Raw genomic sequence first — 22,014 nt, forward strand, 5'->3', positions numbered from 1 at the left:
CGGGCGACACACGAGTCGATGTTCGCTTTTGCGAATCCGCGGCGCGAGGCCCGCCGCCGCGGTCTTCGGACAACTTCAGCTCGTCGGCAACGTCACCCGGATCCGGCTGCCCACTCCGGTGGCCGGTTCGACCACCCCGATCGTTCCGCCGTGCAGTTCCACCGCCCACCGGGCGATCGCCAGCCCGAGGCCCGTTCCGCCACCGGACGGACGCTCGCCCCGGGTGAACCGCTCGAACACCCGCTCGCGGTCGGCTGGGGCGATCCCGGGCCCCTCGTCGCAGACGTCGATGCGGACCTCGCCCGGCCGGACCTCCGCGAGGACCCGGACCGAGCCGCCCGCCGGGCCGTGGCGGGCCGCGTTCTCCAGCAGGTTGGCCACCACCTGGAACAGCCGGCCGCGGTCCGCCGTCACCACGGCGTCGGGCGGCGAAACCGACACCGAGAACGTCACCCCGCGCACCAGCGCCGCTTCGGAGACCGCCGAGGAAAGCAACGACGCCAACGGAAAGGAAGTCCTGTGCAGCGGGATCGCCCCCGCGTCGAGCCGGGACAGGTCCAGGAGCTCGTCCACCAGCGTCGCCAGGCGCTCGGTCTGCTGCAGCGCCGTCTTCAACGTCGCGGGATCGGCGTCCTCGACGCCGTCCACCAGGTTCTCCAGCACGCCGTTCAGCGCCGTGATCGGCGTGCGCAGCTCGTGGGAGACGTTCGCGACCAGCTCGCGGCGCTGCCGGTCCGCGTCGCCGAGGTCGGCGGCCATCTGGTTGAACGCCCGGGCCAGCGAGCCCACTTCGTCGCGGGTCGTCGCGCGGATCCGGCGGGTGTAGTCGCCCTTCGCCATCGCGCGGGCCGCCGCCGTCATCTCGCGCAGCGGGCGCGTCATCCCGTGGGCCAGCACCTGGGAGAGCACCAGCGCCAGGACCATCGCCGTGATCGTCGTCCGGGGTGGCAGCCAGCCGATCTGCCAGTTGAAGAACGCGAACGCGATGCCGCCCGAGGCGACCATCAGGATGGCGAGCTTGAGCTTGATCGACCGGATCCGGTCGAGGGGCCGCGGCACGAGGTTCACGATCCCGCCTCCAGTGCGTAGCCGACTCCGTGCACGGTCCGGATCAGGTCGGCCCCGAGCTTCCGCCGCAGCGCCTTGATGTGGCTGTCGACCGCCCGGGTGCCCGCGGAAGTGCCGTGGACGTCCCAGTCCCACACCTCCGACAGCAGCCGTTCCCGCGGCTGCACCGCCCGCGGCCGCCGCGCGAAGTGCACCAGCAGGTCGAACTCGATCGGCGTCAGCTGCGCCGCGACCCCGGCCCGGGCGACGCGCCGCTGGTCGACGTCGATCTCGAGGTCGCCGAGCACGATCCGGGTGCCCGGGACCGCGGCCGAGCGGTCGACCCGCCGCAGCAGCGCGTGCACCCGCGCGGTCAGCACCCGCATCGAGAACGGCTTCGTCAGGTAGTCGTCGGCGCCGACGCCCAGGCCGACCAGCAGGTCCGTCTCGTCGGCGCGCGCGGTCAGCATGAGCACCGGCACCGGCCGCCGCCCCTGGATGCGGCGGCAGACCTCCAGGCCGTCGAACCCCGGGATCATCACGTCCAGCACCACGAGATCCGGCTCGAAAGCGCTGTCCGCTTCGACGGCGGCCGGCCCGTCGTGGGCGACCTCCACGCTGAACCCTTCGGCCCGCAGCCGGGCCGCGATCGACGCGGCGATCGTGACGTCGTCCTCGACGACCAGCACCCGCCGCCCACCCAGTTCCATGGCCACGACCCTATGCACCCCCGGTGGAGACGGTTCGCGTGAAGTGTGGAGATCCTGTGGAGACGTTTCACCCGCTTTGCCGGTTGATGACGGGGAGATGTGTGACACAGGTCATGCACTCCGGCGCCCGTTCGCGCAATCGACAGACTGCACTCCTGATCAGCGAAGAGTGAACAGACTGCCGTTGCCCTCGTCACAACCGGACGCGCAGGATTCCGCAATGGCGCCGACACCCGCAGACCAGCGCGTGCACGACGACGGCCGGGTCGAACTGGACCCCGCCGACGTCGGGTCTCTCGAAGGCAGCCGGTTCTTCAACTCCGAACTGGCACCCGTTCCCGTCGAAAAACGGACCTGGACCACTTACAACTACTTCGCGCTCTGGATGGGGATGGCGCACAACATCCCCAGCTACGCCCTGGCCGCGTCGCTGATCGCGCTCGGCATGAACTGGGTGCAGGCGCTGATCACGATCACCATCGGCAACATCGTCGTGCTCGCGCCGATGCTGCTCAACAGCCACGCCGGCACGAAGTACGGCATCCCGTTCCCGGTGTTCGCCCGCGCGTTCTACGGCCTGCGCGGCGCCAACCTGGCCGCGCTGCTGCGGGCGTTCATCGCGTGCGGCTGGTTCGGCATCCAGACCTGGGTCGGCGGCGAAGCGATCTACGTCATCCTGGGCCGGCTGCTCGGCTCGTGGTGGCGCGACTCGCCGGTGGTCGCCGGCCAGCACTGGACACTGTGGCTGTCCTTCGTGGTCTTCTGGATCGGCCAGATGCTCATCATCTGGCGCGGCATGGAGGCGGTCCGCCGGTTCGAGAACTGGACGGCGCCGCTGGTGTCGGTCGGCTTCCTCATCCTGCTCGGCTACGTGCTGGTCAAGGCGGGCGGGCTCGGCCCGATCCTGTCCGACGGCGGCAAGCTCGGCTGGGGCCCGGACTTCTGGAAGGTGTTCGCGCCGTCGCTGATGGCGATGATCGCGTTCTGGTCGACGCTCTCGCTGAACATGCCGGACTTCACCCGCTTCGGCGGCAGCCAGCGCAAGCAGGTCCGCGGCCAGATCCTCGGCCTGCCGACGACCATGACGTTCATCGCGATCGTGGCCATCCTGACGACGTCGGGCGGGCACGTGCTCTACGGCGAGGACATCTGGGACCCGGCGCAGCTGGCGGACAAGTTCTCCAGCCCGGTCGTGGTCGTCGTCGCCCTGATCGCGCTCGTGCTGGCGACGATTTCGGCGAACCTCGCGGCCAACGTCGTCAGCCCGTCCTACGACTTCTCGAACGCCTTCCCGAAGAAGATCACGTTCGCGGTCGGCGGCGGCATCACCGGCGTCATCGGCATCCTGATCCAGCCGTGGCGGCTCTACTCCGACCCGAACATCTACATCTTCGCGTGGCTCGGCTTCTACGGCGGCCTGCTCGGCGCCGTCGCGGGCGTGCTCGTCGCCGGGTACTGGGTGATCGCCCGCACCAAGCTGAAGCTGAAGGACCTCTACACACCCGATGGGGTGTATTGGTTCAGCGGCGGCTGGAACTGGCGCGCGCTGGTCGCCACGCTGGTGGGAGCCGTGCTGGCCGTCGGCGGCGCCTACGGCGGGCCGTTCCCCGACGGCGGCCTGATCCCGTTCCTCAAGCCCCTTTACGACTACAACTGGGTGGTCGGCTTCGTCGGCGCGTTCGTCGTCTTCGCCGCCCTGTCGGTATCCGCTAACAAGGAGGAAGCAAGTGAGCGTCGTCCGAGCCGGATTGATCCAGCAGCGGTGGACGGGTGACAAGGAGTCCATGATCAAGGCGGCGGTCGACCACATCGCCACCGCCGCCTCGCAGGGCGCCCAGGTCGTCTGCCTGCAGGAGCTGTTCTACGGGCCGTACTTCTGCCAGGTGCAGGACACCGAGTTCTACTCCTACACCGAAGGCATCCCGGACGGCCCGACGACCCAGCTCATGCAGGAGGTCGCCGAGCGCCACGGCGTGGTGCTCGTCGTGCCGATGTACGAGGTCGAGCAGCCCGGCGTCTACTACAACACCGCCGCGGTGATCGACGCCGACGGCACCTACCTCGGCAAGCACCGCAAGAACCACATCCCGCAGGTCAAGGGCTTCTGGGAGAAGTTCTACTTCCGGCCCGGCAACCTGGGCTACCCGGTGTTCGACACCGCCGTGGGCCGCATCGGCGTCTACATCTGCTACGAGCGGCACTTCCCCGAGGGCTGGCGCGCGCTGGGCCTGGCCGGGGCGAAGATCGTGTTCAACCCGTCGGCGACCAGCCGCGGGCTGTCGCAGTACCTGTGGCGGCTGGAGCAGCCGGCGGCCGCGGTGGCCAACGAGTACTTCGTCGGCGCGATCAACCGCGTCGGCGTGGAACCGCTGGGGGAGAACGACTTCTACGGCCAGACGTACTTCGCCGACCCGCGCGGGCAGCTGATCGGCGACGCCGCGTCCGACACCGAGGACGAGGTGGTGGTGCGCGACCTCGACATGGCGCAGCTCGACGAGGTCCGGGACCTGTGGGCGTTCTACCGCGACCGCCGCCCGGACACCTACGGCCCGCTCACGGAGGCCTGATGACCACGCTCATCTCGGGCGGTCAGGTCGTCTCCCCGTCGGGCGCGCTGCTCGCGGACGTCCTCGTCGACGGCGAGACCATCGCCGCCGTCGGGGCGCCCGGGACGCTGACCGGCGACGAGACGATCGACGCAGGAGGCAAGTACGTGCTGCCCGGCGGCATCGACGCGCACACGCACATGGAGATGCCCTTCGGCGGGACGCACTCGGTCGACACGTTCTCGACCGGCACCACGGCGGCGGCCTGGGGCGGCACCACGACGATCATCGACTTCGCCGTCCAGGCCAAGGGCACGTCCCTGCTGTCCACACTGGACAAGTGGCACGCCAAGGCGGACGGCAACTGCGCGATCGACTACGGCTTCCACATGATCGTCAGCGACGTCAACGACCAGTCGCTGAAGGAGATGGAAGCCTGCGTCGACGGCGGCGTCGGCAGCTTCAAGATGTTCATGGCCTACCCGGGCGTGTTCTACTCCACCGACGGCGAAATCCTGCTGGCCATGCAGAAGGCGCGCGAGATCGGCGCGACGATCATGATGCACGCCGAGAACGGCATCGCGATCGACCAGCTGGCCGCGCAGGCGTTCGAGGCCGGGAACATCGACCCGGTGCAGCACGGGTACACGCGTCCACCCGAGCTGGAGGGCGAAGCGACATCGCGGGCGATCCAGCTCGCGAAGGTGACCGGCTCACCGCTGTACATCGTGCACCTCTCGGCGTCGCAAGCGCTTGCGGCGGTCGCGGAGGCACGCAACGACGGCCAGAACGTCTTCGCCGAGACGTGCCCGCAGTACCTGTACCTGTCCATTGAGGACCTGGCGAAGCCGGACTTCGAGGGCGCCAAGTACGTCGCCTCCCCGCCGCTGCGGGAGAAGTCGCACCAGGCCGACCTGTGGCGGGGGCTGCGGACGAACGACCTGTCCGTGGTGTCCACCGACCACTGCCCGTTCTGCTTCAAGGACCAGAAGGAGCTGGGGCGCGGCGACTTCCGGGCCATCCCGAACGGCATGCCGGGTGTGGAGCACCGGATGGACCTGCTGCACCAGGGCGTCGTCGCGGGCGAGCTGACGCTCGGGCGCTGGGTCGAGACGTGCTCGGCGACGCCGGCGCGGATGTTCGGGCTGTACCCGCGCAAGGGTGTCATCGCGGCGGGTTCGGACGCGGACATCGTGATCTACGACCCGTCGGCGACGCAGACCCTGTCCGCCGAGACGCACCACATGAACGTGGACTACTCGGCGTACGAAGGGTTCGAGCTGACCGGCCGCGTGCACACCGTGCTGTCGCGGGGACGCGTGGTCGTCTCCCCGGACGGGTTCACCGGGTCGACGTCGCACGGCAAGTTCCTGTCCCGTGAGCTGAACCAGTACCTGAACTGAGGTAGTCATGGACTTCGGGATCGTGCTGCAGACGGACCCGCCCGCGCGGGACGTCGTGCGGCTGATGAAGGACGCCGAGGACGCCGGGTTCCGCTACGGCTGGACGTTCGACTCCTGCGTGCTGTGGCAGGAGCCGTTCGTCATCTACTCGGCGATCCTGGCGGCGACGTCGTCGCTGGTCGTCGGGCCGATGGTGACCAGCCCGGGCACGCGGGACTGGTCGGTGATGGCCTCGACGTTCGCCACGCTCAACGACATGTACGGCAACCGGACGGTCTGCGGCATCGGCCGCGGCGACTCCGCGCACCGGGTCGTGGGCAAGCCACCGTCCACTTTGGCCACCGTCCGCGACTGCATGCGCGTGGTCAAGGACCTCGCCGAAGGTCGCGCGGTGGAAATGAACGAGACGGCCGTGCGGATCCCGTGGATCCGCAACGGCCGCCTGGAGATGTGGATGGCCGGGTACGGGCCGAAGGCGCTGAAGACGGTCGGCGAGCACGCCGACGGCTTCATCCTGCAGTGCGCGGACCCGGCGATCGCGCGCTGGACGATCGGCGCGGTGCGCGACGCCGCCCGCGCGGCCGGCCGTGACCCAGGCGGCATCACGATCTGCGTCGCGGCCCCGGCGTACGTCGGCGACGACCTGCCGCACCAGCGCGAACAGCTGCGCTGGTTCGGCGGGATGGTCGGCAACCACGTCGCGGACCTGGTCGCGCGCTACGGCTCGACGGGCGCGGTGCCGCGAGAGCTGACGGACTACATCCGCGAGCGGGAGGGCTACGACTACAGCCACCACGGCAAGGCGGGCAACCCGTCGACGGAGTTCGTGCCGGACGAGATCGTCGACCGGTTCTGCCTCCTGGGCCCGGCATCGTCCCACGTCGAACGGCTGCAGGAACTGGCGGAGCTGGGCGTCGACCAGTTCTCGCTGTACCTGATGCACGACGACCGCGAGACGACGCTGGCGTCGTACGGGGCGCAGATCATCCCGAAGCTCACCGCGTAGGGCTCGCCCTACTCCGCTTCCGGGGGTGCGCACCAGCGCGCCCCCGGTCCCGGTGACGGGACGATCGGGGCCATGAACGCTCCGAAACTCCGCGCCGCGCTGGCTTTGGGGGCCGCCGCGCTCGCCGTGGGCGCACTCGCGCCCGCGGCCGCGGCGAGCCCGGCCGGAATCGTCTGGGAAGCCGCGTGCGCCGCCGGATACCAATGCGGCCACCTCGACGTCCCGCTGTCCTATCAGGACCCTTCGCTGGGAACCGTGTCCATCGCCGTCGGCCGGCTCCCGGCCACCGACCAGGCCCGCAAACTGGGCACCGTCTTCTACAACCCCGGCGGGCCGGGCTCGTCCGGCCGCTTCGCGCCCGCGTTGACGCCTTTCCTGCACGAGCGCTACGACATCGTCGGGGTCGACCCGCGCGGTGTCGGCGCCAGCTCGAAGATCCACTGCTTCACCGAACCTTCGCAGCTCGAGGTGCTCCAGCGGGCGCTCGGCACGTTCCCGCTGACCCGCGACGCCGAGCAGCGGCAGATCGCGGACACCCGCACGGTCACCGATCTCTGCGAGCGGAACGCGGGTCCCCTGGCCAACCACCTGTCGACCGGCACGATCGCCCGCGACCTCGACCGGTTGCGGGCGGCGTTCGGCGAGCGGAAACTGCGCTTCTACGGCAAGTCGTACGGCACCTACCTCGGCGAGACCTACGCCAACCTGTTTCCCGGCCGGGTCGGAACTTTGGCGCTCGACGCCGTCGACGACCCGACGCGCTGGGCGACCGGCCCCGGTCCGATGAGCTACCGCCTGCGCGGTTACGAAGACGGCCCGCGGGCCGTACAGTCCTTTTTGGACGCCTGCGCGTCGCGCTGTGCCTTCGACTACGACACCATCCTCGACCGGCTCCAAACCGGACCCATCACGGTGACGGACACGACGGGCAAGCAGGTCGTCGTCACCTACCCGAGCGCGATCGCCACGATCCACAACTACCTGACCGACGCCCAGGCCGCGCCGCGGCTGGCGTTATTCCTGCAGGCTCTGGCGGACCCAGCGGCACGCGCCCCGGCCTCGGCGGGCGGCCCACCGGACGTCGACTCCCTGCTGGGTGGCGGCGCGACCCTCTGCTCGGACGCGGACAACCCGCGCGACCCGGCGGTGTGGTGGGACTACGCCCGGCGTGCCGACGAGGCCGGGCGCGGCTTCGGCCCGTACGACGTCTACAAGACGCTCCCGTGCGCGAGCTGGGACGTCTCGGACACCGGCCGCTACACCGGCCCGTGGAACCGCCCGACGGCGCCGATTCTTTTGCTGGCCAACCGAAAGGGCGACCTCGAGACGCCCTATGCGGGGGCGCGGCGCACGGAACGCCTGCTGGGCAACGCGCATCTGCTGAGCCTCGACACGTACGGCCACGGCTCGCGCGGCAAGAGCGCGTGTGTCGACGGCTGGCTCGACCGCTACTTCGCGACCGGCGCCGTCCCGGCGCCCGGCACGGTCTGCGCGCCGGACAAGGGCCCCTTCGACTGAAGGTAGGCCATCGCCGCGTCGGGGTCGCCCAGCCAGCTTTCGTAGCCGGCCGGGTCCTCGAAGAGGTGCGCGAACCGGTGCGCCACTTCGGGTACCCGCTGCGCGGCGTCCAAAGTGGCCAGGACGTGGGGCGGCGGCGGGGCCAGGAGGGCGTTGTTGAAGAGTGTGGCGTGCCGGGCGTGCTGCCAGTAGCGCGCGAAGGCGTCGTGCATGAACTCTTCGTCGAACGGCCGGTCGGCGCGCTCGACGATGGCTTCCTGGTACGCCCGGGCCGCACGGGCGGCCATGTTGGCGCCCTGACCGCCGACCGGGTCGTTGGTCACCGCGGTGTCACCCATCGCGAGGACCTTCGCCCCGGACGGCAGGGTGCCCACCGGGTGCCGCACGACCGGCGTGATCCGGCCGTGCAGCATCTCGGTGGGCGCCGCCGGGCGGGCGTCGTCGAGCAGCTTCGCCTGCCACGGGTAGTGCGCGCGCAGCAGGTTCCGCGCGGTCTCGTAGTGCTGGTCGACGTCGGTGACGTCGGTCCAGACGTCCATCGGGCCGCCGGGCAGGCCGAAGAACCCGATGCCGTGCACCGGGCCGTGCACGGAAAGCACCGGCAGCAGGAAGAACTCGCCGACCGGCGCCAGGCCGAACGTCAGGCCCGGCACCGCATCCAGCGTCCCCTCGACGTACAGCACGCCGATCGCGCGCTGCGGCTCGCGGTACGGCGAACGTTCGTCGTCGCGCGGGAACAGCGCGTCGAACTGCGGACCGCGGCCGGCCGCCACGATGAGCAGGTCGCATTCCCGGGCACACTCGTCGAGGGCGTCCGGCGTGACACGGCCGATGCGCATGTCACCACCGAGGCGCTCGAACTCGGCCATCCAGCCGGAAACCTTGACGCGCTGGTCGACCGACCGCGCGGGCCGGTCGAGCCCGACGCGCCAGGAAATCGCGGGCTCGGCACCATTGCCCGCGGCCGCGAACGCGACTTCGCGGATGGGCGGCGCGTCCCAGAAGTCGATGCCCAGCTCGTGTTCCCGCTGCAGGGCGGGAGCGAAGACGCATTGGTTGGAGACGAGCCGGCCGGCGCGCACGTCTTCCGCGGTGCGTTCGGCGAACACCGTCACGGCATAGCCCGATTGGCGTAAACCAATGGCCAGGACCAGCCCGGCTTGCCCCGCTCCGACGATCCCGATCCGCCGCATGGCCGCCCCTCCCCCGAAAGCCCTTGCCTGCCAACGTACTCGTTCTGCCGAAAACCGCCCTGCCCGAAGGGGCGGCCGCTAGGGTGGCGCGGTGACGCAGCCGCCGACGGGATACGACCGCACGATCCGCCTCCGCGACAACCGGTGGGTGCGCGTCCGGCCGCTCACCCCGGCGGACGCGCCCGAGCTGGGCGAAGCCATCCGCACCGCGGACCCGGAGACGTTGCGGCGCCGCTTCTGCGGCTCGGCCCCGAGGGTGACACCCCGGCTGCTGGAGCGGCTGACGGTGCTGGACTACCAGCGCCGGTTCGCCCTGGTGGCGCGCTGCCTCGAAGGCCCGGGCGTGGCGGTCGCCCGGTACGAGGCCACGAGCAGGCGGGTGGCGGAGATCGCGGTGGCGGTCGCGCCCGCGTGGCGCCGGGTCGGGCTGGCTACAGCGCTGCTGCACATGCTCGGGCTGGCGGCGCTGGAGCGCGGCTTCGACCGCTTCACGGCGGTGTACTTCGCCGACAACAAGCCGGTGGCGGAGCTGCTCGACTGGGCGGGCGGGAAGCACGTGATCGCGGAAGGTCTCGCGGAGGCCGAGGTCCGGCTGCCCCGCTGAGTCAGCGCGCGGTGAGGTTGTCGATCATCAGACCGAGCATGAAGTCGAACCGCTCGTGCGCGGTGCCGGACGTCAGTTCGGCCGCGTGGCGCCGGGTGTTCGGGAAGCGGTCGGCGGGCAGGGCGGTGAACCGCTCGACGAGCTCGTCGCGGCTGAGGACCCAGTCGCCGTCGTGGTGCTGCTCGACGAGCGACCGCTCGAGGGCGTACGCGCTGACGTAGAGGGTGAGCCCGTCGCGCACCCACGCGGCGGTCCGCGGTTCGACGCCCCCGGCGAGCAGGATCGCCAGGATCCCCTCGCCGACGCGCAACGTCTCGAGGTGGGTCGGCACCATGGCCAGCGCGGCCCGCGGGATGCCCGGGTACTTCAGGTACTGGTCGCGGATCCGCGCGTAGACGTCGATCAGCTGCGCGCGCCACGAAGCCGGGTCGGGCTCGGGCAGTTCGACCTCGGCGAAGAGCCGGCCGATGAGCAGGTCGTCGAGGTCCTCCTTGTTGACGATGTGCGCGTACAGCGACGAGGGCCCACTGCCGAGCACGGCCGCGACCCGGCGGATCGTCAGCGCGTCATAGCCCTCGGTGGCGATGACCTGCAGCGCGGCGTCGGTGATCCGCTCGGCCGTGATGGGCGTCTTCCGCGGCACGGGCGCGGCGTCCGGGTGCGGCTGGGCGTGCCGAGCCGCGCGGCGCTGCTTCGGGTCGAGGGGCATGTCGGTCACTATACGGAACTTAGTTCGAGCGAAGGAACTTAGTTCGCGGTTGCTCTCGGCGCGGCCCTCTTCAAACGGTTCGGCCCGACCTCGCTGTACTTCGCTACGCTGATCTGGTTTCGACCTCGCGCTGGGGTGCACCTGCTGGCATCGGCGCTGGTCGAGTTGCCGCCCAAGCATTCCCAGCGGGCCGGTCATTGACCACCGGGCAACACACGCCCTGTACAACTGTTGGAAAGTAACATCATAACGGTTGATTCATCGCCGCTTTTCTTTCGGCCTGGTCAGTAACGGACGGAACGAGGCGACCGATCCCAGCTGCGCACCTCGTTGATCGAAGAGAACGGCACCGGCATGGACATCGCGGAGCGCGCGCAAGCACTGGCCCTGAAGATCCGCAAGCACAAGGACGGCATCGAGACCGAAGAGGCGACCAAGAACGCCTTCGTGATGCCGTTCATCAGCACCGTCCTCGGTTACGACGTGTTCAACCCGGCCGAGGTGATCCCGGAATTCACCGCCGACGTGGGCACGAAGCGAGGCGAGAAGATCGACTACGCGATCGTCCACAACGGCCAGGTCCAGGTTCTCGTCGAAGCGAAGAAGATCAACGATCCGCTCCGCATCGAGCACGCCTCCCAGCTCTTCCGCTACTTCGCGGTGACAAACGCCCGGATCGCGATTCTGACGAACGGCCAGGTCTACGAGTTCTACACCGATCTCGACGCACCGAACCGGATGGACGCGAAGCCGTTCCTCGTCCTGGATTTCGCCGATATCGACGAGACCCTGCTGCCCGAACTCGCCAAGCTGACGAAGGAGTCCTTCGACCTCGATTCGGTCATCAGCGCCGCCGGCGAGCTGAAGTACATCGGGCAGCTGAAGCGCATTCTCGCAGCGCAGTTCAAGGAGCCCGAGGACGAGTGGGTGAAGTTCCTGACGACGAGGGTGTACGAAGGCCCTTTCACACAGCGCGTTCGTGAGCAGTTCGGGCCGCTGGTGGCCAAGGCGACGAGCCAGTTCCTCAACGAGCAGGTCAACGACCGGCTGAAGAACGCGCTCGGCGGGCCCGATTCCTACGTGAGCGTGTCGAGCGGGAACACCGCGCAGCCCGAGCCCGCACCGGCCGCCGAGACGCCGGCCGAGGAACCCGAGCGGGTCGTCACCACCGAAGAAGAGCTCGAGGGGTACCGGATCGTCCGGGCCATCGTCTGCGCCGAGGTACCCGCCTCACGGGTCGCCGCGCGGGACACCCAGACCTACTTCGGGGTCCTTCTCGACGACAACAACCGGAAGCCGATCGCGCGGCTGTGGTTCAACCGGGCGAAGAAGTACCTCGGCGTGTTCGACGAGAACAAGGTCGAGACGCGGCTGCCGATCGACGCCGTCGAGGACATCTACCAGCACGCGGACCACCTGCGGAGCACGGTCGCGAGATACCTCGGCACCGCCCGTCCGCAGGTGGCCGACACCCCTCAGTCCACCAGCGCCTGGTAGACCAGCTGCCGCAGCTGGGAGCGCAGCCGGTAGGTGCTCGACGGCAGCAGCTGCGTGTAGAAGCCGACCGTCAGGTCCTCGTCGGGGTCCACCCAGAACGCCGTCGAAGCCGCGCCGCCCCAGGCGAACTCTCCCGCCGACGACAGGGTTCGGGCCTTCACCGGGTCTTCCAGCACCGAGAAGCCCAGGCCGAACCCGTGCCCGTGGAACGGCATCTCGGCGAACAGCGGGCGGCCGAACTCCTCGAGGTCCACGTGACCGGGCAGGTGGTTGCTGGCCATCAGGGAAACCGTCCGCGGGGACAACAGCCGCACGTCCTCGAACGAGCCGCCGCGCAGCAGCATTTCCGTGAAGCGCCAGTAGTCCGAAGCGGACGACACCAGGCCGCCACCGCCGGACAGGCAGTCGGGCCGGGAGGTGCCCAAGCGGCCGAAGGCTTCGTTGCGGACGGCCCGGCCCGTCGCGGGATCCGGGACGTACAACGCCGCCAAGCGCGAGGGGGACGCCGCCACGAACCCCGTCTCCGTCATGCCCAGCGGGCCGAAGATGCGGGAGGAGAAGAACTCGTCCAGGGCCAGCCCGGACACGACCTCGACCAGCCGCCCGAGGACGTCCGTCGCCACCGAGTAGTTCCACTCCGATCCCGGCTGGAACACCAGCGGCAGCGCCGCCCACTGCTCGGAGCACGCGGCCAGGTCCGCGCCCGGCGGCGTGCCCCACTCGAAGCCCGCCGCGCGGTAGATCGCGTCCACCGGGTGCCCGTGGTGGAAGCCGTAGGTCAGGCCCGCCGTGTGCGTCAGCAGGTGCCAGACGCGGATCGGCTCGGTGGCCGGCTCGGTCAGGGGACGAAGCGCCGACCCCTTGACGTACACCCGCGGCGACGCGAACTCCGGCAGCCACCGCGAGATCGGGTCGTCCAGCTCCAGCAGGCCCTCTTCGGCGAGCATCATCGCCGCGACCGACGTGACCGGCTTCGACATCGAGAAGATCCGCCACAGCGTGTCGGTCTCGACCGGCGTGCCCGCCTCGACGTCGCTGTACCCACCACTGCCGACGTGCACGATCCGGCCGTGCCGGCTCACCACCGCGAGCCAGCCGGGCAACCGTCCATCCTCGACATAGCGGTCGAAATGGGTGTCGATCCGGGAAAGCCGCGCCGCGTCGAAGCCGGCTTCGGCCGGGTCGACGTCCACCTTGAGGTCCATGCAGCGAGACTACTGCGCCGATGGCCACCAAACCGGCCACAGCCACGGCCGAACGGCTTCGTGGCCACGGTTGCTCGCCCGTGCGGGTGTCGACCTACTTTTGGCCGGGTTGGTGGCTTTCGCGAGCCCGTTCGGCCGCTTTCTCCTCACGCCAGGCTTCGTCGTTCTTCCCGAGGCGCCAGTACCCCGAGATGGACAGCAGCTCGCGCCGCACGCCGCGCTCGTCGAGCAGGTAGCGCCGCAGCTCGCGCACGAACCCGGCCTCGCCGTGGACGAACGCCTGGACGACGCCCGCGCGCCACGGCAGGGCCCGCACCGCCTCCGCGACGTCGCCGCCCGACGACCGGTGCAGCCACGTGATCTGCGCGTCCGCCTTCGTCACCAGGACCTGCTCTTCGCCGGCGTTCTCGACCAGGATCACCGCGTGCGCCGGGACGCCCGCCGGGAGCGCTTCGAGGGACGCCGCGATGGCCGGCAACGCGCTTTCGTCGCCGGCCAGCAGGTGCCAGTCGGCCTCGGCGCCCGGCGCGTACGCGCCGCCGGGGCCGGACAGCAGCAGCTCGTCGCCCGGCTGCGCGGACGCGGCCCACGGGCCGGCGATGCCTTCGTCGCCGTGGTGGACGAAATCGAAGGTCAGCTCGCCGGCCTGCGGGTCGAACGCCCGGACCGTGTAGGAGCGCATCCGCGGCCAGTGCTCACGCGGCAGCGTCGCGCGGCATTCCTGCACGTCGAACGGCTCCGGGTACTCGACGCCCGGCACCTTGAACAGCACCTTCACGTACGCGTCGGTGAACGCGTTGGGCGTGAAGCCGGCGATGCCCTCGCCGCCCGCGACGATCCGGATCATGTGCGGGGTGATCCGCTCGGTGCGCAGCACCCGCAGCCGCACCGCGGGACGCCCGGACCGCCGGGGTGCTTCAGCCATCGACAACTCCTCGCAAGAACTAAGGGTTACCTAAGCAACCGTACGCGCCCAGTCCGGTTCCTGGCCATCGGGCCGCCCCAGTTCTTCGAGCACCCGGGCAAATCCGGCGGCCGTCTTCGCGCGGAACCCGAGGAAGAGCCGGTTGGCCAGCGGCACCCCCCATCGCCCCCGCGAAGCCGCGTTGACCACGCGGTGTTCGACGCGCGCACCGGCCGGATCGGGCGTGACGCGGTATTCGCCGCGGTACCACCAGCCGCCCTGCACCGCGAGGAACCCCCGCTCGCGGTCGACGTCCATCCGCATCGGGTACGCGCCCCCGCTCAGCATGCGCCGCAGGCGGTCGAACACCTCGTCCGGCGGCCGCGCGACGACCCCCGACGCCTCCGCAAGCGCTTTCACCCGCGCGGGTCCGAGACGCGCGTGTTCTGGAACGCCGTGATCAGCCATTCGCCGCCTTCCTCGACGAGCACGAAGCCGACGGTGGACTCGCGGCCTTCGTCGGTGGTGTCGGCGCCAGTGACCGACGAGCCACCGCCGGCGACGACCACGGCGACGTCAGGGCGGACGAACCGCACCTTCGCCGTCTCGCCGAGTCTGGCGGTCAGCTTCGAGCCCTTGAGCGGCCCTTCGAACAGCGCGCGGTGCGAACTTTCGATCGCTTCGCGGCCCGGGAAGTTCATCCCGAAGAACGTCACGTAGTCGGCGTCCTCGGTGAAGAGCCGGCCGTACGCGGTGGCGTCGCCGGCGTTCCAGGCCTCCGTGAGGCGGCCGAGCACGGCGCGGACGGCGGCATCGGCAGTGGTGGTGGTCATGGGATCCCCTTTCGCGAACGGCGTTCGTTCGACGAACACAGTTCTACTTACGAACAGCGTTCGCGTCAAGTACAGTGTTCGCGTGACCGTTCCCCCGCCGCCGTGGCGCAGCGCCCCGCGCCGCCGAGCCGCGAAACCCGCGCTCTCCCAGGGCCTGATCGTGAAGACGGCCCTGGAAATCCTGGCGAAGGAGGGGCTCGAGGCGGTGACCATGCGACGGGTCGCCCAGGCGCTCGAAACCGGGCCCGCGTCGCTCTACGCGCACGTGGCCAACAAGGACGAGCTGGCGGAGCTGATGCTCGACGCCGTGCTCGCGGAAGCCGTGCTGCCGGAACCGGACCCGGCGCGCTGGGACGAACAGGTCAAGGAACAGGTCCGCGACCAGATCCGGGTGATGGTCGCCCACCCCGGCATCGCGCGGGTCGCGTGGGACATCGCCGTGCCGGTCACGCCCAGCTCGCTGCGGCAGGGCGAAGCGATGCTGGCCTTGCTGCGCGCGGGCGGCCTCACGCTCAAGCAGGCGACTTTCGCGGGCGACGCGCTGGCGTTGTACGCCAAGGCGTACGCCTACGAAGCGAGCGGCTGGACCTGGGGCGACATCGACGAAGCCGAGACGGCGAAACGCGGCGAGCAGATGGTGGCGTACATGCGGTCGCTGCCGCCCGAGGCGTTCCCGAACATGCTGCACGTCGGCGAGTTCTTCTCCGCCGAGACGGCGCAGGAACGCCTCGAGTTCGCGCTCGATACGTACCTGGCCGGCTTGAAGGTCCTCGCGGCGAAGAACTAGGGCCGCAGCACGATCTTGCCGCGCGTGTGCCGCTGCTCCAGGTCGCGGTAGGCCTCGCGGACCTCGTCCAGCGGGTAGACGCGCGCGACCGGGACCTCGAGCAATCCCTTGCCCACCAGCAGGCTCAGCTCGCGCAGTACCTCGGCCGACGCCGCGGCCGCGTTGCCTTCGGCTTTCACGTTGTACTTCTGGGCCGCCTCGAAGTCGATGATCGTGTCGATGCGGCCGGGGTGGATGCCCAGGTGCAGCGCCAGATCCACGTAGCCGTCGCCGAACGTGTCGACGAACGCGTGCACGCCGTCCGGGGCGGCTTCCTTGATCCGCTCGAGGACGCCGTCGCCGTAGGCCACCGGGACCACGCCGAGCTCGCGCAGCCAGTCGTGGTTCGCGGGACCGGCCAGGCCGATCACCGTCGCGCCGGACAGCAGCGCCAGCTGCACGGCGAGCGACCCCACGCCGCCCGCGGCCCCCGAGACGACGACGGTCTCGCCCTCGCGTGGGCACACCGCGCGCACCGCGGCGTAGGCGGTGGTGCCGGCGACGAACAGCCCGCCGGCGACCTCCCACGAGACGCCGTCGGGCTTGGGCGTGAGGTCCGAGGCCGCCGCCACGACGAACTCCGCGTGGCTGGACCGCGTCTCGACGAAGCCGATCACCTCGTCGCCGACGGCGATCTCCTCGACGCCCTCGCCGAGCTCGGCCACGACCCCCGCGAAGTCGCTGCCCTGCCCGGACGGGAACATCGCCGGGAAGCGCTCGTGCATGAGGCCCCGGCGGATGGCCGCCTCGCCGGGGTTGATCCCGGCCGCGCGCACCTCGACGAGCACCTGCCCCCGTCCCGGTGCCGGCCGCGGGACGTCCTCGACCCGGAGGACCTCCACGTCGCCGTACTCGTCGAACCTGATCGCGCGCGCCATGGGGCCTCCTCAAAGTCGTTGCTCGATACAAGCAACGACCGGGGCCCCGGTTTTAATTCCCGTCAGCCCGCGAGGCGCCGGACGACCCCGTCGGCCAGCAGCCGCCCGCGGTCGGTGAGCACCGCGCGGCCGCGGGTGTCCAAAGCGGACGGATCGAGCAGCCCTTCGGCCGCCGCCGCCCGGGCTTCGGCCAGGCCGGGCTCGTCGAGGACGTCCAGCGGGAGCCCTTCGGCGACGCGCAGTTCGAGCATGATCCGCTCGAGGTGCTGGTCGTCGTCGGTGAGCACCTCGAGGCCGCCCGCGGGCGAGTCGCCGGCCGCGAGGAGCGCGGTGTAGCGCGCCGGGTGCTTGACGTTCCACCAGCGGACGCCGCCGACGTGGCTGTGCGCGCCCGGCCCGGCGCCCCACCAGTCGTCGCCACGCCAGTAGCCGAGGTTGTGCCGGCACCGGGCGGCGTCGGACGCCGCCCAGTTCGACACCTCGTACCAGCGCAGACCCGCGGCCGACAGGGCGGCGTCGATCATTTCGTAGTCCGCGGCCAGCACGTCGTCGTCCGGCGCGGGCAGCTCGCCGCGGCGGACCCGGCGGGCCAGCGCCGTGCCGTCCTCGACGATCAGCGCGTACGCCGACACGTGGTCGACACCCGCCGCGAGCACGGCGTCGAGCGTCGCGAGGAGGTCGTCGGGCCGCTCCCCCGGCGTGCCGTAGATCACGTCGAGGTTCACGTGCTCGAACCCGGCCGCGCGCGCTTCGGCGGCGGCCTTCCCGGGCCGGCCCGGGGTGTGCACGCGGTCGAGGATCTTCAGCACGTGCGGCGCGGCCGACTGCATGCCCAGCGAGACACGCGTGTAGCCGGCTTCGCGGATGCCGGCGAAGAACTCCGGCGACGTCGACTCCGGGTTCGACTCGGTCGTCACCTCGGCGCCCGGGGCGAGCCCGAAGACGTCGCGGACGGCGTCGAGGACCGAAGCGAGACCGTCGGCGCCGAGCAGTGACGGCGTGCCGCCGCCGACGAACACGGTGTCGGCGGCGGGCGGCACGACCAGGACCTTCGCGGCGAGCTCCAGCTCGCGCCGCAGCCCTTCGAGCCAGGACTGCGGCGACGAGCCCGAGTCGAGCTCACCCGCGGTATAGGTGTTGAAGTCGCAGTACCCGCAGCGCGTCGCGCAGAACGGGACGTGCACGTAGACCCCGAACGCTCTGCTGCCGAGCCCCTTCAGGGCGCTTTCGGGCAGCGTGAGGTCGGTCGGGGAATCGGGCACCCCCCGATTGTCCCTTACGAAGCCGGGAGGTTCGCCGCCGCCCACTCGGGGTCGGGCGCGATCATCTCGATGACGTCGAGCAGCACGCCGTTCGGATCGGCGACGAAGAAGTGCCGCTGCCCGTACAGCTCGTCGACGACCGGGGCGACCAGTTCGACGCCCGCCTCCGCGAGCCGCTTCGCCTCGGCCGCGGCGTCCTCGACCACGAGCCCGAAGGACAGCCCCGACGTCGGCTGCGCCCGGAACCCCTCGGGCAGCGACTCGTGCCCGCGCCGGACGAAGCTGATCTCGTAGCCGGGCGCGCCGGCGTTGATGCTGGCGAACCAGTCCAGCTCGACCGTGACCGGCAGGCCGACCACGTCCCGGTAGAAGCGGGTGGTCGCGGCGACGTCGTCGACCAGGTACCCCGCCCCGAACCCCTTGACCTGCATCCCCAGTTCCTCTCTTCAAACCACTGCGTCCGTAGTACTCTATCCGTAGTGGCTCTAATCGGGCAAGGAGGATTTCGTGCGGCAGAACACCGAACGGCGGACGGCGTTGACCGACGCGGCCATCGAGGTCCTCGCCCGCGACGGCGCACGCGGCCTCACCTACCGCGCGGTGGACACCGAGGCCGGGGTCCCGCCGGGGACGACGTCGAACTACTTCCGCAGCCGCGACCAACTGCTCTCGGAAGCCGGGGAACGCGTGCACGTCCGGCTGTCCGCGCCGGAGGACGTCATGGCCGACCCGCGGGCCGAAGAGCCGTCGACCGGGCGGGTCGCCGCCCTGCTCGGCGACCTGGTGACGCGGCTGACCACGCGCCGCAGCTCGTACCTGGCGCTGCTCGAACTGCGCCTGGAGGCGAACCGCCGTCCGGAGCTGGCGACGGCGCTGACCGCGACGGTGAAGGAGAGCTTCGACGTCAGCGTGGGCTTCCACGAAGCCGCCGGGCTGCCCGGCGGACGGGACGAGGTCCTGCTGCTCTATCTGGCCCTCACCGGCCTGACCGTCGAGCGGTTGACATTGCCCGGGGCGTTCGCGGGGTACTCGGACGCGCAGGTCGTGGGCCTGCTGGTCGACCGCATTCTCCCAGGCGAGTGACCCTTCTCCCACCATGCGGGCAGCTCTGGACCACATTGTGGACGCGTGGCACGCTGGCGCCGTGACTCATGCCGGTGTTCTCCTCGTGGCCCGCCGCCACGTCGACCTCCTGCGGGTCGCCAGCGCCCTCTGCGTACCCGTTCGCTGACTGCCGCCGCCACCACCTGCCACGAAATCTGGACAGCCGGCGCCGGAGGAAACCCGCGCGAGCCGGTGCTCCTCCGCTGCCACGAAGAGCCTCTCGGAGGACGCCGCCATGGCCACCCCCACGCGCCAGACCCCCGCCCGCCCCGCGCGCGCCAAGCAGAAGCGCGGTGAGGGGCAGTGGGCGCTCGGTTACCGGGAGCCGCTGAACCCGAACGAGCGCTCCAAGAAGGACGACCACCCGCTCAACGTGCGGGCGCGGATCGAGAACATCTACGCCCACCGCGGGTTCGACGCCATCGACCCCGGTGACCTGCGCGGCCGGTTCCGCTGGTTCGGCCTCTACACCCAGCGCAAGCCGGGCATCGACGGCGGCCGCACGGCGACGCTGGAGCCCGAAGAGCTCGACGACCGCTACTTCATGCTGCGGGTCCGGCTCGACGGCGGCGCGCTGACCACCGGCCAGCTCACCGTGCTCGGCGAGATCTCGCAGGCGCACGCGCGCGACACCGCCGACATCACCGACCGGCAGAACATCCAGTACCACTGGATCCAGATCGAAGACGTCCCGAAGATCTGGGCGAAGCTCGAGAACGCCGGCATGACGACGATGGAGGCCTGCGGCGACAGCCCGCGCGTCATCCTCGGCTCGCCGGTCGCGGGCATCGCCGCCGACGAGGTGATCGACGGCACCCCGGCGATCGACGAGATCAAGCGCCGCTACATCGGCAAGCCCGAGTTCGCGAACCTGCCGCGCAAGTTCAAGACGGCGATCTCGGGCCAGCCCGACGTGGCGCACGAGATCCACGACATCGCCTTCGTCGGCGTGAACCACCCCGAGCACGGCCCCGGCTTCGACCTCTGGGTCGGCGGCGGCCTGTCCACCAACCCGATGCTCGGCCGGCGCCTCGGCGCCTGGGTGCCGCGCGACGAGGTCCCGGACGTCTGGGAAGGCGTCATCTCGATCTTCCGCGACTACGGCTACCGCCGGCTGCGCTCGCGGGCCCGGATCAAGTTCCTGGTCAAGGACTGGGGCGCCGAGAAGTTCCGCCAGGTGCTGCAGGAGGAGTACCTCAAGCGCGAGCTGATCGACGGCCCGCCGCCGGTCGACCCGGCCGTCCCGATCGACCACGTCGGCGTGCACCCGCAGGTCGACGGCAAGTTCTACGTGGGCGCCGCGCCGATCGCCGGCCGCGTCTCCGGCGGCACGCTGGTCGCCGTCGCGAAGGCCGCCGAGCGTGCCGGGTCGGGCCGGGTCCGGCTCACCCCGCAGCAGAAGCTCGTCGTGCTGGACGTCCCGCAGGAGCAGGTCGCCGGGCTGCAGGCGGAGCTGGCCGAGCTGGGCCTCGAGACGAAGCCTTCGCCGTGGCGGCGCAACGTGATGGCGTGCACCGGGCTGGAGTTCTGCAAGCTCGCCATCGTCGAGACGAAGGCGCGTGCGCAGCAGCTCGTCGCCGATCTGGAGAAGTCGCTCGCGGACATCCAGGACGGCCTCGACACGCCGGTCACCGTGCACCTCAACGGCTGCCCCAACTCCTGCGCGCGGATCCAGACCGCGGACATCGGGCTGAAGGGCCAGATCGTCACCGACGCCGACGGCAACCAGGTCGAAGGCTTCCAGGTGCACCTCGGCGGGGGGCTCGGCCTCGACGCCGGGTTCGGCCGGAAACTGCGGGGCCACAAGGTGACCGCCGCGGAGCTGACCGGGTACGTCGAGCGCGTCGTGCGCAACTACGTCGCCGGGCGCGAAGACGGTGAGCGGTTCGCGCAGTGGGCCGCCCGGGCCGAGGAAAGCGCGCTGCAATGACCGAGCGCGCGACGCCGTTCTACTGCCCTTACTGCGGGGACGAGGACCTGCGGCCGGAAGAGAACGGCGGCTGGCTTTGTTCCGCCTGTCGCCGGGTTTTCTCGGTCAAGTTCCTCGGACTGTCCCTTCCGGAGGTGTCCCGATGACCGCCACTGCCGACTACAAGACCCTCGCCGAGCGCGCTTCCAAGGAGCTCGCCGAAGCCACCGCCGACGAGGCGATCCGCTGGACCGTCGACACGTTCGGCGACGACTTCATCGTCGCGTCCAACATGCAGGACGCCGTCCTGATCGACCTCACCACCAAGGTGAAGTCCGATGTGGACATCCTGTTCCTGGAGACCGGCTACCACTTCGCGGAGACCATCGGCACCCGCGACGCGGTCGAGGCGGTCTACCCGAACGTGAAGATCGTCAACGCGCAGGCCGAGCAGAGCGTCGCCGAGCAGGACGCGGAGTACGGCGAGAAGCTGCACGACCGCGACCCGACGCTGTGCTGCAACCTGCGCAAGGTCGTACCGCTGCGCAAGACGCTGGCGAACTACTCGGCGTGGATCACCGGTGTCCGCCGCGTCGACGCGCCCACCCGCGCGAACACCCCGATCGTCACCTGGGACGACCGCAACGGCCTGGTCAAGATCAACCCGATCGCGGCGTGGACCGACGACGAGTTCAACGGCTACATCCGCGAGCACGGCATCCTCGAGAACCCGCTGGTGTCGATCGGTTACCTGTCGATCGGCTGCGCGCCCTGCACGGCCAAGGTGGCGCCGGGACAGGACCCGCGTAGCGGCCGGTGGGCGGGGCAGAGCAAGACCGAGTGCGGACTGCACGGCTGAG

The 22,014-nt window shown here is 70.5% G+C and carries 24 protein-coding genes; 13 read left to right on the forward strand and 11 right to left on the reverse strand.

What is annotated here, in order from left to right; genetic code table 11:
- Positions 1-75 precede the first annotated feature (75 nt).
- Positions 76-1,068 carry a HAMP domain-containing sensor histidine kinase gene (locus ACYVLJ_RS42055; RefSeq protein WP_451978708.1) on the reverse strand — a complete coding sequence of 331 codons (993 nt, stop codon included), beginning with the start codon at positions 1,066-1,068 and terminating at the stop codon, positions 76-78.
- Complete coding sequence (locus ACYVLJ_RS42060; RefSeq protein WP_451979045.1) at positions 1,065-1,736, reverse strand: response regulator transcription factor; 672 nt, start codon at positions 1,734-1,736, stop codon at positions 1,065-1,067. Before ACYVLJ_RS42060 ends, ACYVLJ_RS42055 begins: the two co-directional genes overlap by 4 nt.
- A 241-nt stretch (positions 1,737-1,977) precedes the next feature.
- Here ACYVLJ_RS42060 and ACYVLJ_RS42065 point away from each other — a divergent pair, with 241 nt between their 5' ends.
- The 5 genes from ACYVLJ_RS42065 (at position 1,978) to ACYVLJ_RS42085 (ending at position 8,230) form a co-directional block, all read left to right on the forward strand.
- Entirely contained in the window at positions 1,978-3,531 is a 1,554-nt protein-coding gene (locus tag ACYVLJ_RS42065) for an NCS1 family nucleobase:cation symporter-1 (RefSeq protein WP_460442892.1), read from the forward strand.
- Positions 3,532-3,541: 10 nt separating this feature from the next.
- A complete protein-coding gene (locus tag ACYVLJ_RS42070) occupies positions 3,542-4,324 on the forward strand; it encodes a nitrilase-related carbon-nitrogen hydrolase (protein WP_451979042.1) in 783 nt (260 codons plus the stop codon).
- Positions 4,324-5,706, forward strand: coding sequence for a dihydropyrimidinase (hydA, locus tag ACYVLJ_RS42075; protein WP_460442893.1), 1,383 nt, complete (start codon positions 4,324-4,326; stop codon positions 5,704-5,706). The genes ACYVLJ_RS42070 and hydA overlap by 1 nt, the downstream gene beginning before the upstream one ends.
- A gap of 7 nt (positions 5,707-5,713) precedes the next feature.
- Positions 5,714-6,712 (forward strand): LLM class F420-dependent oxidoreductase, encoded by a 999-nt coding sequence (locus ACYVLJ_RS42080; protein WP_460442894.1) that lies wholly within the window; start codon positions 5,714-5,716, stop codon positions 6,710-6,712.
- Positions 6,713-6,784: 72 nt separating this feature from the next.
- Entirely contained in the window at positions 6,785-8,230 is a 1,446-nt protein-coding gene (locus tag ACYVLJ_RS42085; RefSeq protein WP_460442895.1) for an alpha/beta hydrolase, read from the forward strand.
- On the opposite strand, the gene ACYVLJ_RS42090 is transcribed toward ACYVLJ_RS42085, so the two are convergent.
- Positions 8,161-9,339 (reverse strand): styrene monooxygenase/indole monooxygenase family protein, encoded by a 1,179-nt coding sequence (locus tag ACYVLJ_RS42090; RefSeq protein WP_460442896.1) that lies wholly within the window; start codon positions 9,337-9,339, stop codon positions 8,161-8,163. The genes ACYVLJ_RS42085 and ACYVLJ_RS42090 overlap by 70 nt on opposite strands.
- 175 nt (positions 9,340-9,514) lie before the next feature.
- Here ACYVLJ_RS42090 and ACYVLJ_RS42095 point away from each other — a divergent pair, with 175 nt between their 5' ends.
- Complete coding sequence (locus ACYVLJ_RS42095; RefSeq protein WP_460442897.1) at positions 9,515-10,027, forward strand: GNAT family N-acetyltransferase; 513 nt, start codon at positions 9,515-9,517, stop codon at positions 10,025-10,027.
- 1 nt (position 10,028) lies between these two features.
- On the opposite strand, the gene ACYVLJ_RS42100 is transcribed toward ACYVLJ_RS42095, so the two are convergent.
- Entirely contained in the window at positions 10,029-10,745 is a 717-nt protein-coding gene (locus ACYVLJ_RS42100; RefSeq protein ID WP_460442898.1) for a TetR/AcrR family transcriptional regulator, read from the reverse strand.
- A gap of 321 nt (positions 10,746-11,066) precedes the next feature.
- On the opposite strand from ACYVLJ_RS42100, the gene ACYVLJ_RS42105 reads away from it, so the two are divergent.
- Complete coding sequence (locus tag ACYVLJ_RS42105) at positions 11,067-12,233, forward strand: type I restriction endonuclease (protein WP_460442899.1); 1,167 nt, start codon at positions 11,067-11,069, stop codon at positions 12,231-12,233.
- Here ACYVLJ_RS42105 and ACYVLJ_RS42110 read toward each other — a convergent pair.
- The 4 genes from ACYVLJ_RS42110 to ACYVLJ_RS42125 form a co-directional block, all read right to left on the reverse strand.
- Entirely contained in the window at positions 12,212-13,438 is a 1,227-nt protein-coding gene (locus ACYVLJ_RS42110; RefSeq protein WP_451978685.1) for a serine hydrolase domain-containing protein, read from the reverse strand. The two genes, ACYVLJ_RS42105 and ACYVLJ_RS42110, sit on opposite strands and share 22 nt — an antisense overlap.
- A 94-nt stretch (positions 13,439-13,532) precedes the next feature.
- Positions 13,533-14,363 carry a siderophore-interacting protein gene (locus tag ACYVLJ_RS42115; protein WP_460442900.1) on the reverse strand — a complete coding sequence of 277 codons (831 nt, stop codon included), beginning with the start codon at positions 14,361-14,363 and terminating at the stop codon, positions 13,533-13,535.
- A 30-nt stretch (positions 14,364-14,393) separates the two neighbouring features.
- The gene (locus ACYVLJ_RS42120) at positions 14,394-14,762 is read right to left on the reverse strand and encodes a hypothetical protein (RefSeq protein WP_451978680.1); all 369 of its coding nucleotides are present in this window, start codon (positions 14,760-14,762) and stop codon (positions 14,394-14,396) included.
- Entirely contained in the window at positions 14,759-15,175 is a 417-nt protein-coding gene (locus ACYVLJ_RS42125) for a nuclear transport factor 2 family protein (protein WP_460442901.1), read from the reverse strand. Before ACYVLJ_RS42125 ends, ACYVLJ_RS42120 begins: the two co-directional genes overlap by 4 nt.
- Before the next feature lie 82 nt (positions 15,176-15,257).
- Here ACYVLJ_RS42125 and ACYVLJ_RS42130 point away from each other — a divergent pair, with 82 nt between their 5' ends.
- A complete protein-coding gene (locus ACYVLJ_RS42130) occupies positions 15,258-15,962 on the forward strand; it encodes a TetR/AcrR family transcriptional regulator (protein WP_460442902.1) in 705 nt (234 codons plus the stop codon).
- Here the strand turns inward: ACYVLJ_RS42130 and ACYVLJ_RS42135 are convergent.
- The 3 genes from ACYVLJ_RS42135 to ACYVLJ_RS42145 form a co-directional block, all read right to left on the reverse strand.
- Entirely contained in the window at positions 15,959-16,879 is a 921-nt protein-coding gene (locus tag ACYVLJ_RS42135; protein ID WP_460442903.1) for an NADP-dependent oxidoreductase, read from the reverse strand. The genes ACYVLJ_RS42130 and ACYVLJ_RS42135 overlap by 4 nt on opposite strands.
- A 62-nt stretch (positions 16,880-16,941) precedes the next feature.
- Positions 16,942-18,141: a coproporphyrinogen-III oxidase family protein gene (gene hemW, locus ACYVLJ_RS42140; RefSeq protein ID WP_460442904.1), complete on the reverse strand. Its 1,200-nt coding sequence runs from the start codon at positions 18,139-18,141 to the stop codon at positions 16,942-16,944.
- A gap of 14 nt (positions 18,142-18,155) precedes the next feature.
- The gene (locus ACYVLJ_RS42145; RefSeq protein WP_451978665.1) at positions 18,156-18,572 is read right to left on the reverse strand and encodes a VOC family protein; all 417 of its coding nucleotides are present in this window, start codon (positions 18,570-18,572) and stop codon (positions 18,156-18,158) included.
- Between the two features lie 76 nt (positions 18,573-18,648).
- Between ACYVLJ_RS42145 and ACYVLJ_RS42150 the strand changes: the two genes are divergently transcribed.
- From ACYVLJ_RS42150 to ACYVLJ_RS42170, 5 genes are all read left to right on the forward strand, one after another.
- Positions 18,649-19,224, forward strand: a complete 576-nt coding sequence (locus tag ACYVLJ_RS42150) for a TetR/AcrR family transcriptional regulator (protein WP_460442905.1) — start codon at positions 18,649-18,651, stop codon at positions 19,222-19,224.
- A gap of 13 nt (positions 19,225-19,237) precedes the next feature.
- Positions 19,238-19,372, forward strand: coding sequence for a putative leader peptide (locus ACYVLJ_RS42155; RefSeq protein ID WP_460442906.1), 135 nt, complete (start codon positions 19,238-19,240; stop codon positions 19,370-19,372).
- Between the two features lie 108 nt (positions 19,373-19,480).
- Positions 19,481-21,175: a nitrite/sulfite reductase gene (locus tag ACYVLJ_RS42160; RefSeq protein ID WP_460442907.1), complete on the forward strand. Its 1,695-nt coding sequence runs from the start codon at positions 19,481-19,483 to the stop codon at positions 21,173-21,175.
- Positions 21,172-21,321, forward strand: a complete 150-nt coding sequence (locus ACYVLJ_RS42165; protein ID WP_103348823.1) for an Insertion element protein — start codon at positions 21,172-21,174, stop codon at positions 21,319-21,321. The genes ACYVLJ_RS42160 and ACYVLJ_RS42165 overlap by 4 nt, the downstream gene beginning before the upstream one ends.
- Positions 21,318-22,013 carry an adenylyl/phosphoadenylyl-sulfate reductase gene (locus tag ACYVLJ_RS42170; protein WP_460442908.1) on the forward strand — a complete coding sequence of 232 codons (696 nt, stop codon included), beginning with the start codon at positions 21,318-21,320 and terminating at the stop codon, positions 22,011-22,013. Before ACYVLJ_RS42165 ends, ACYVLJ_RS42170 begins: the two co-directional genes overlap by 4 nt.
- Position 22,014: the final 1 nt, after the last annotated feature.

This window comes from Amycolatopsis stemonae (assembly GCF_054781455.1).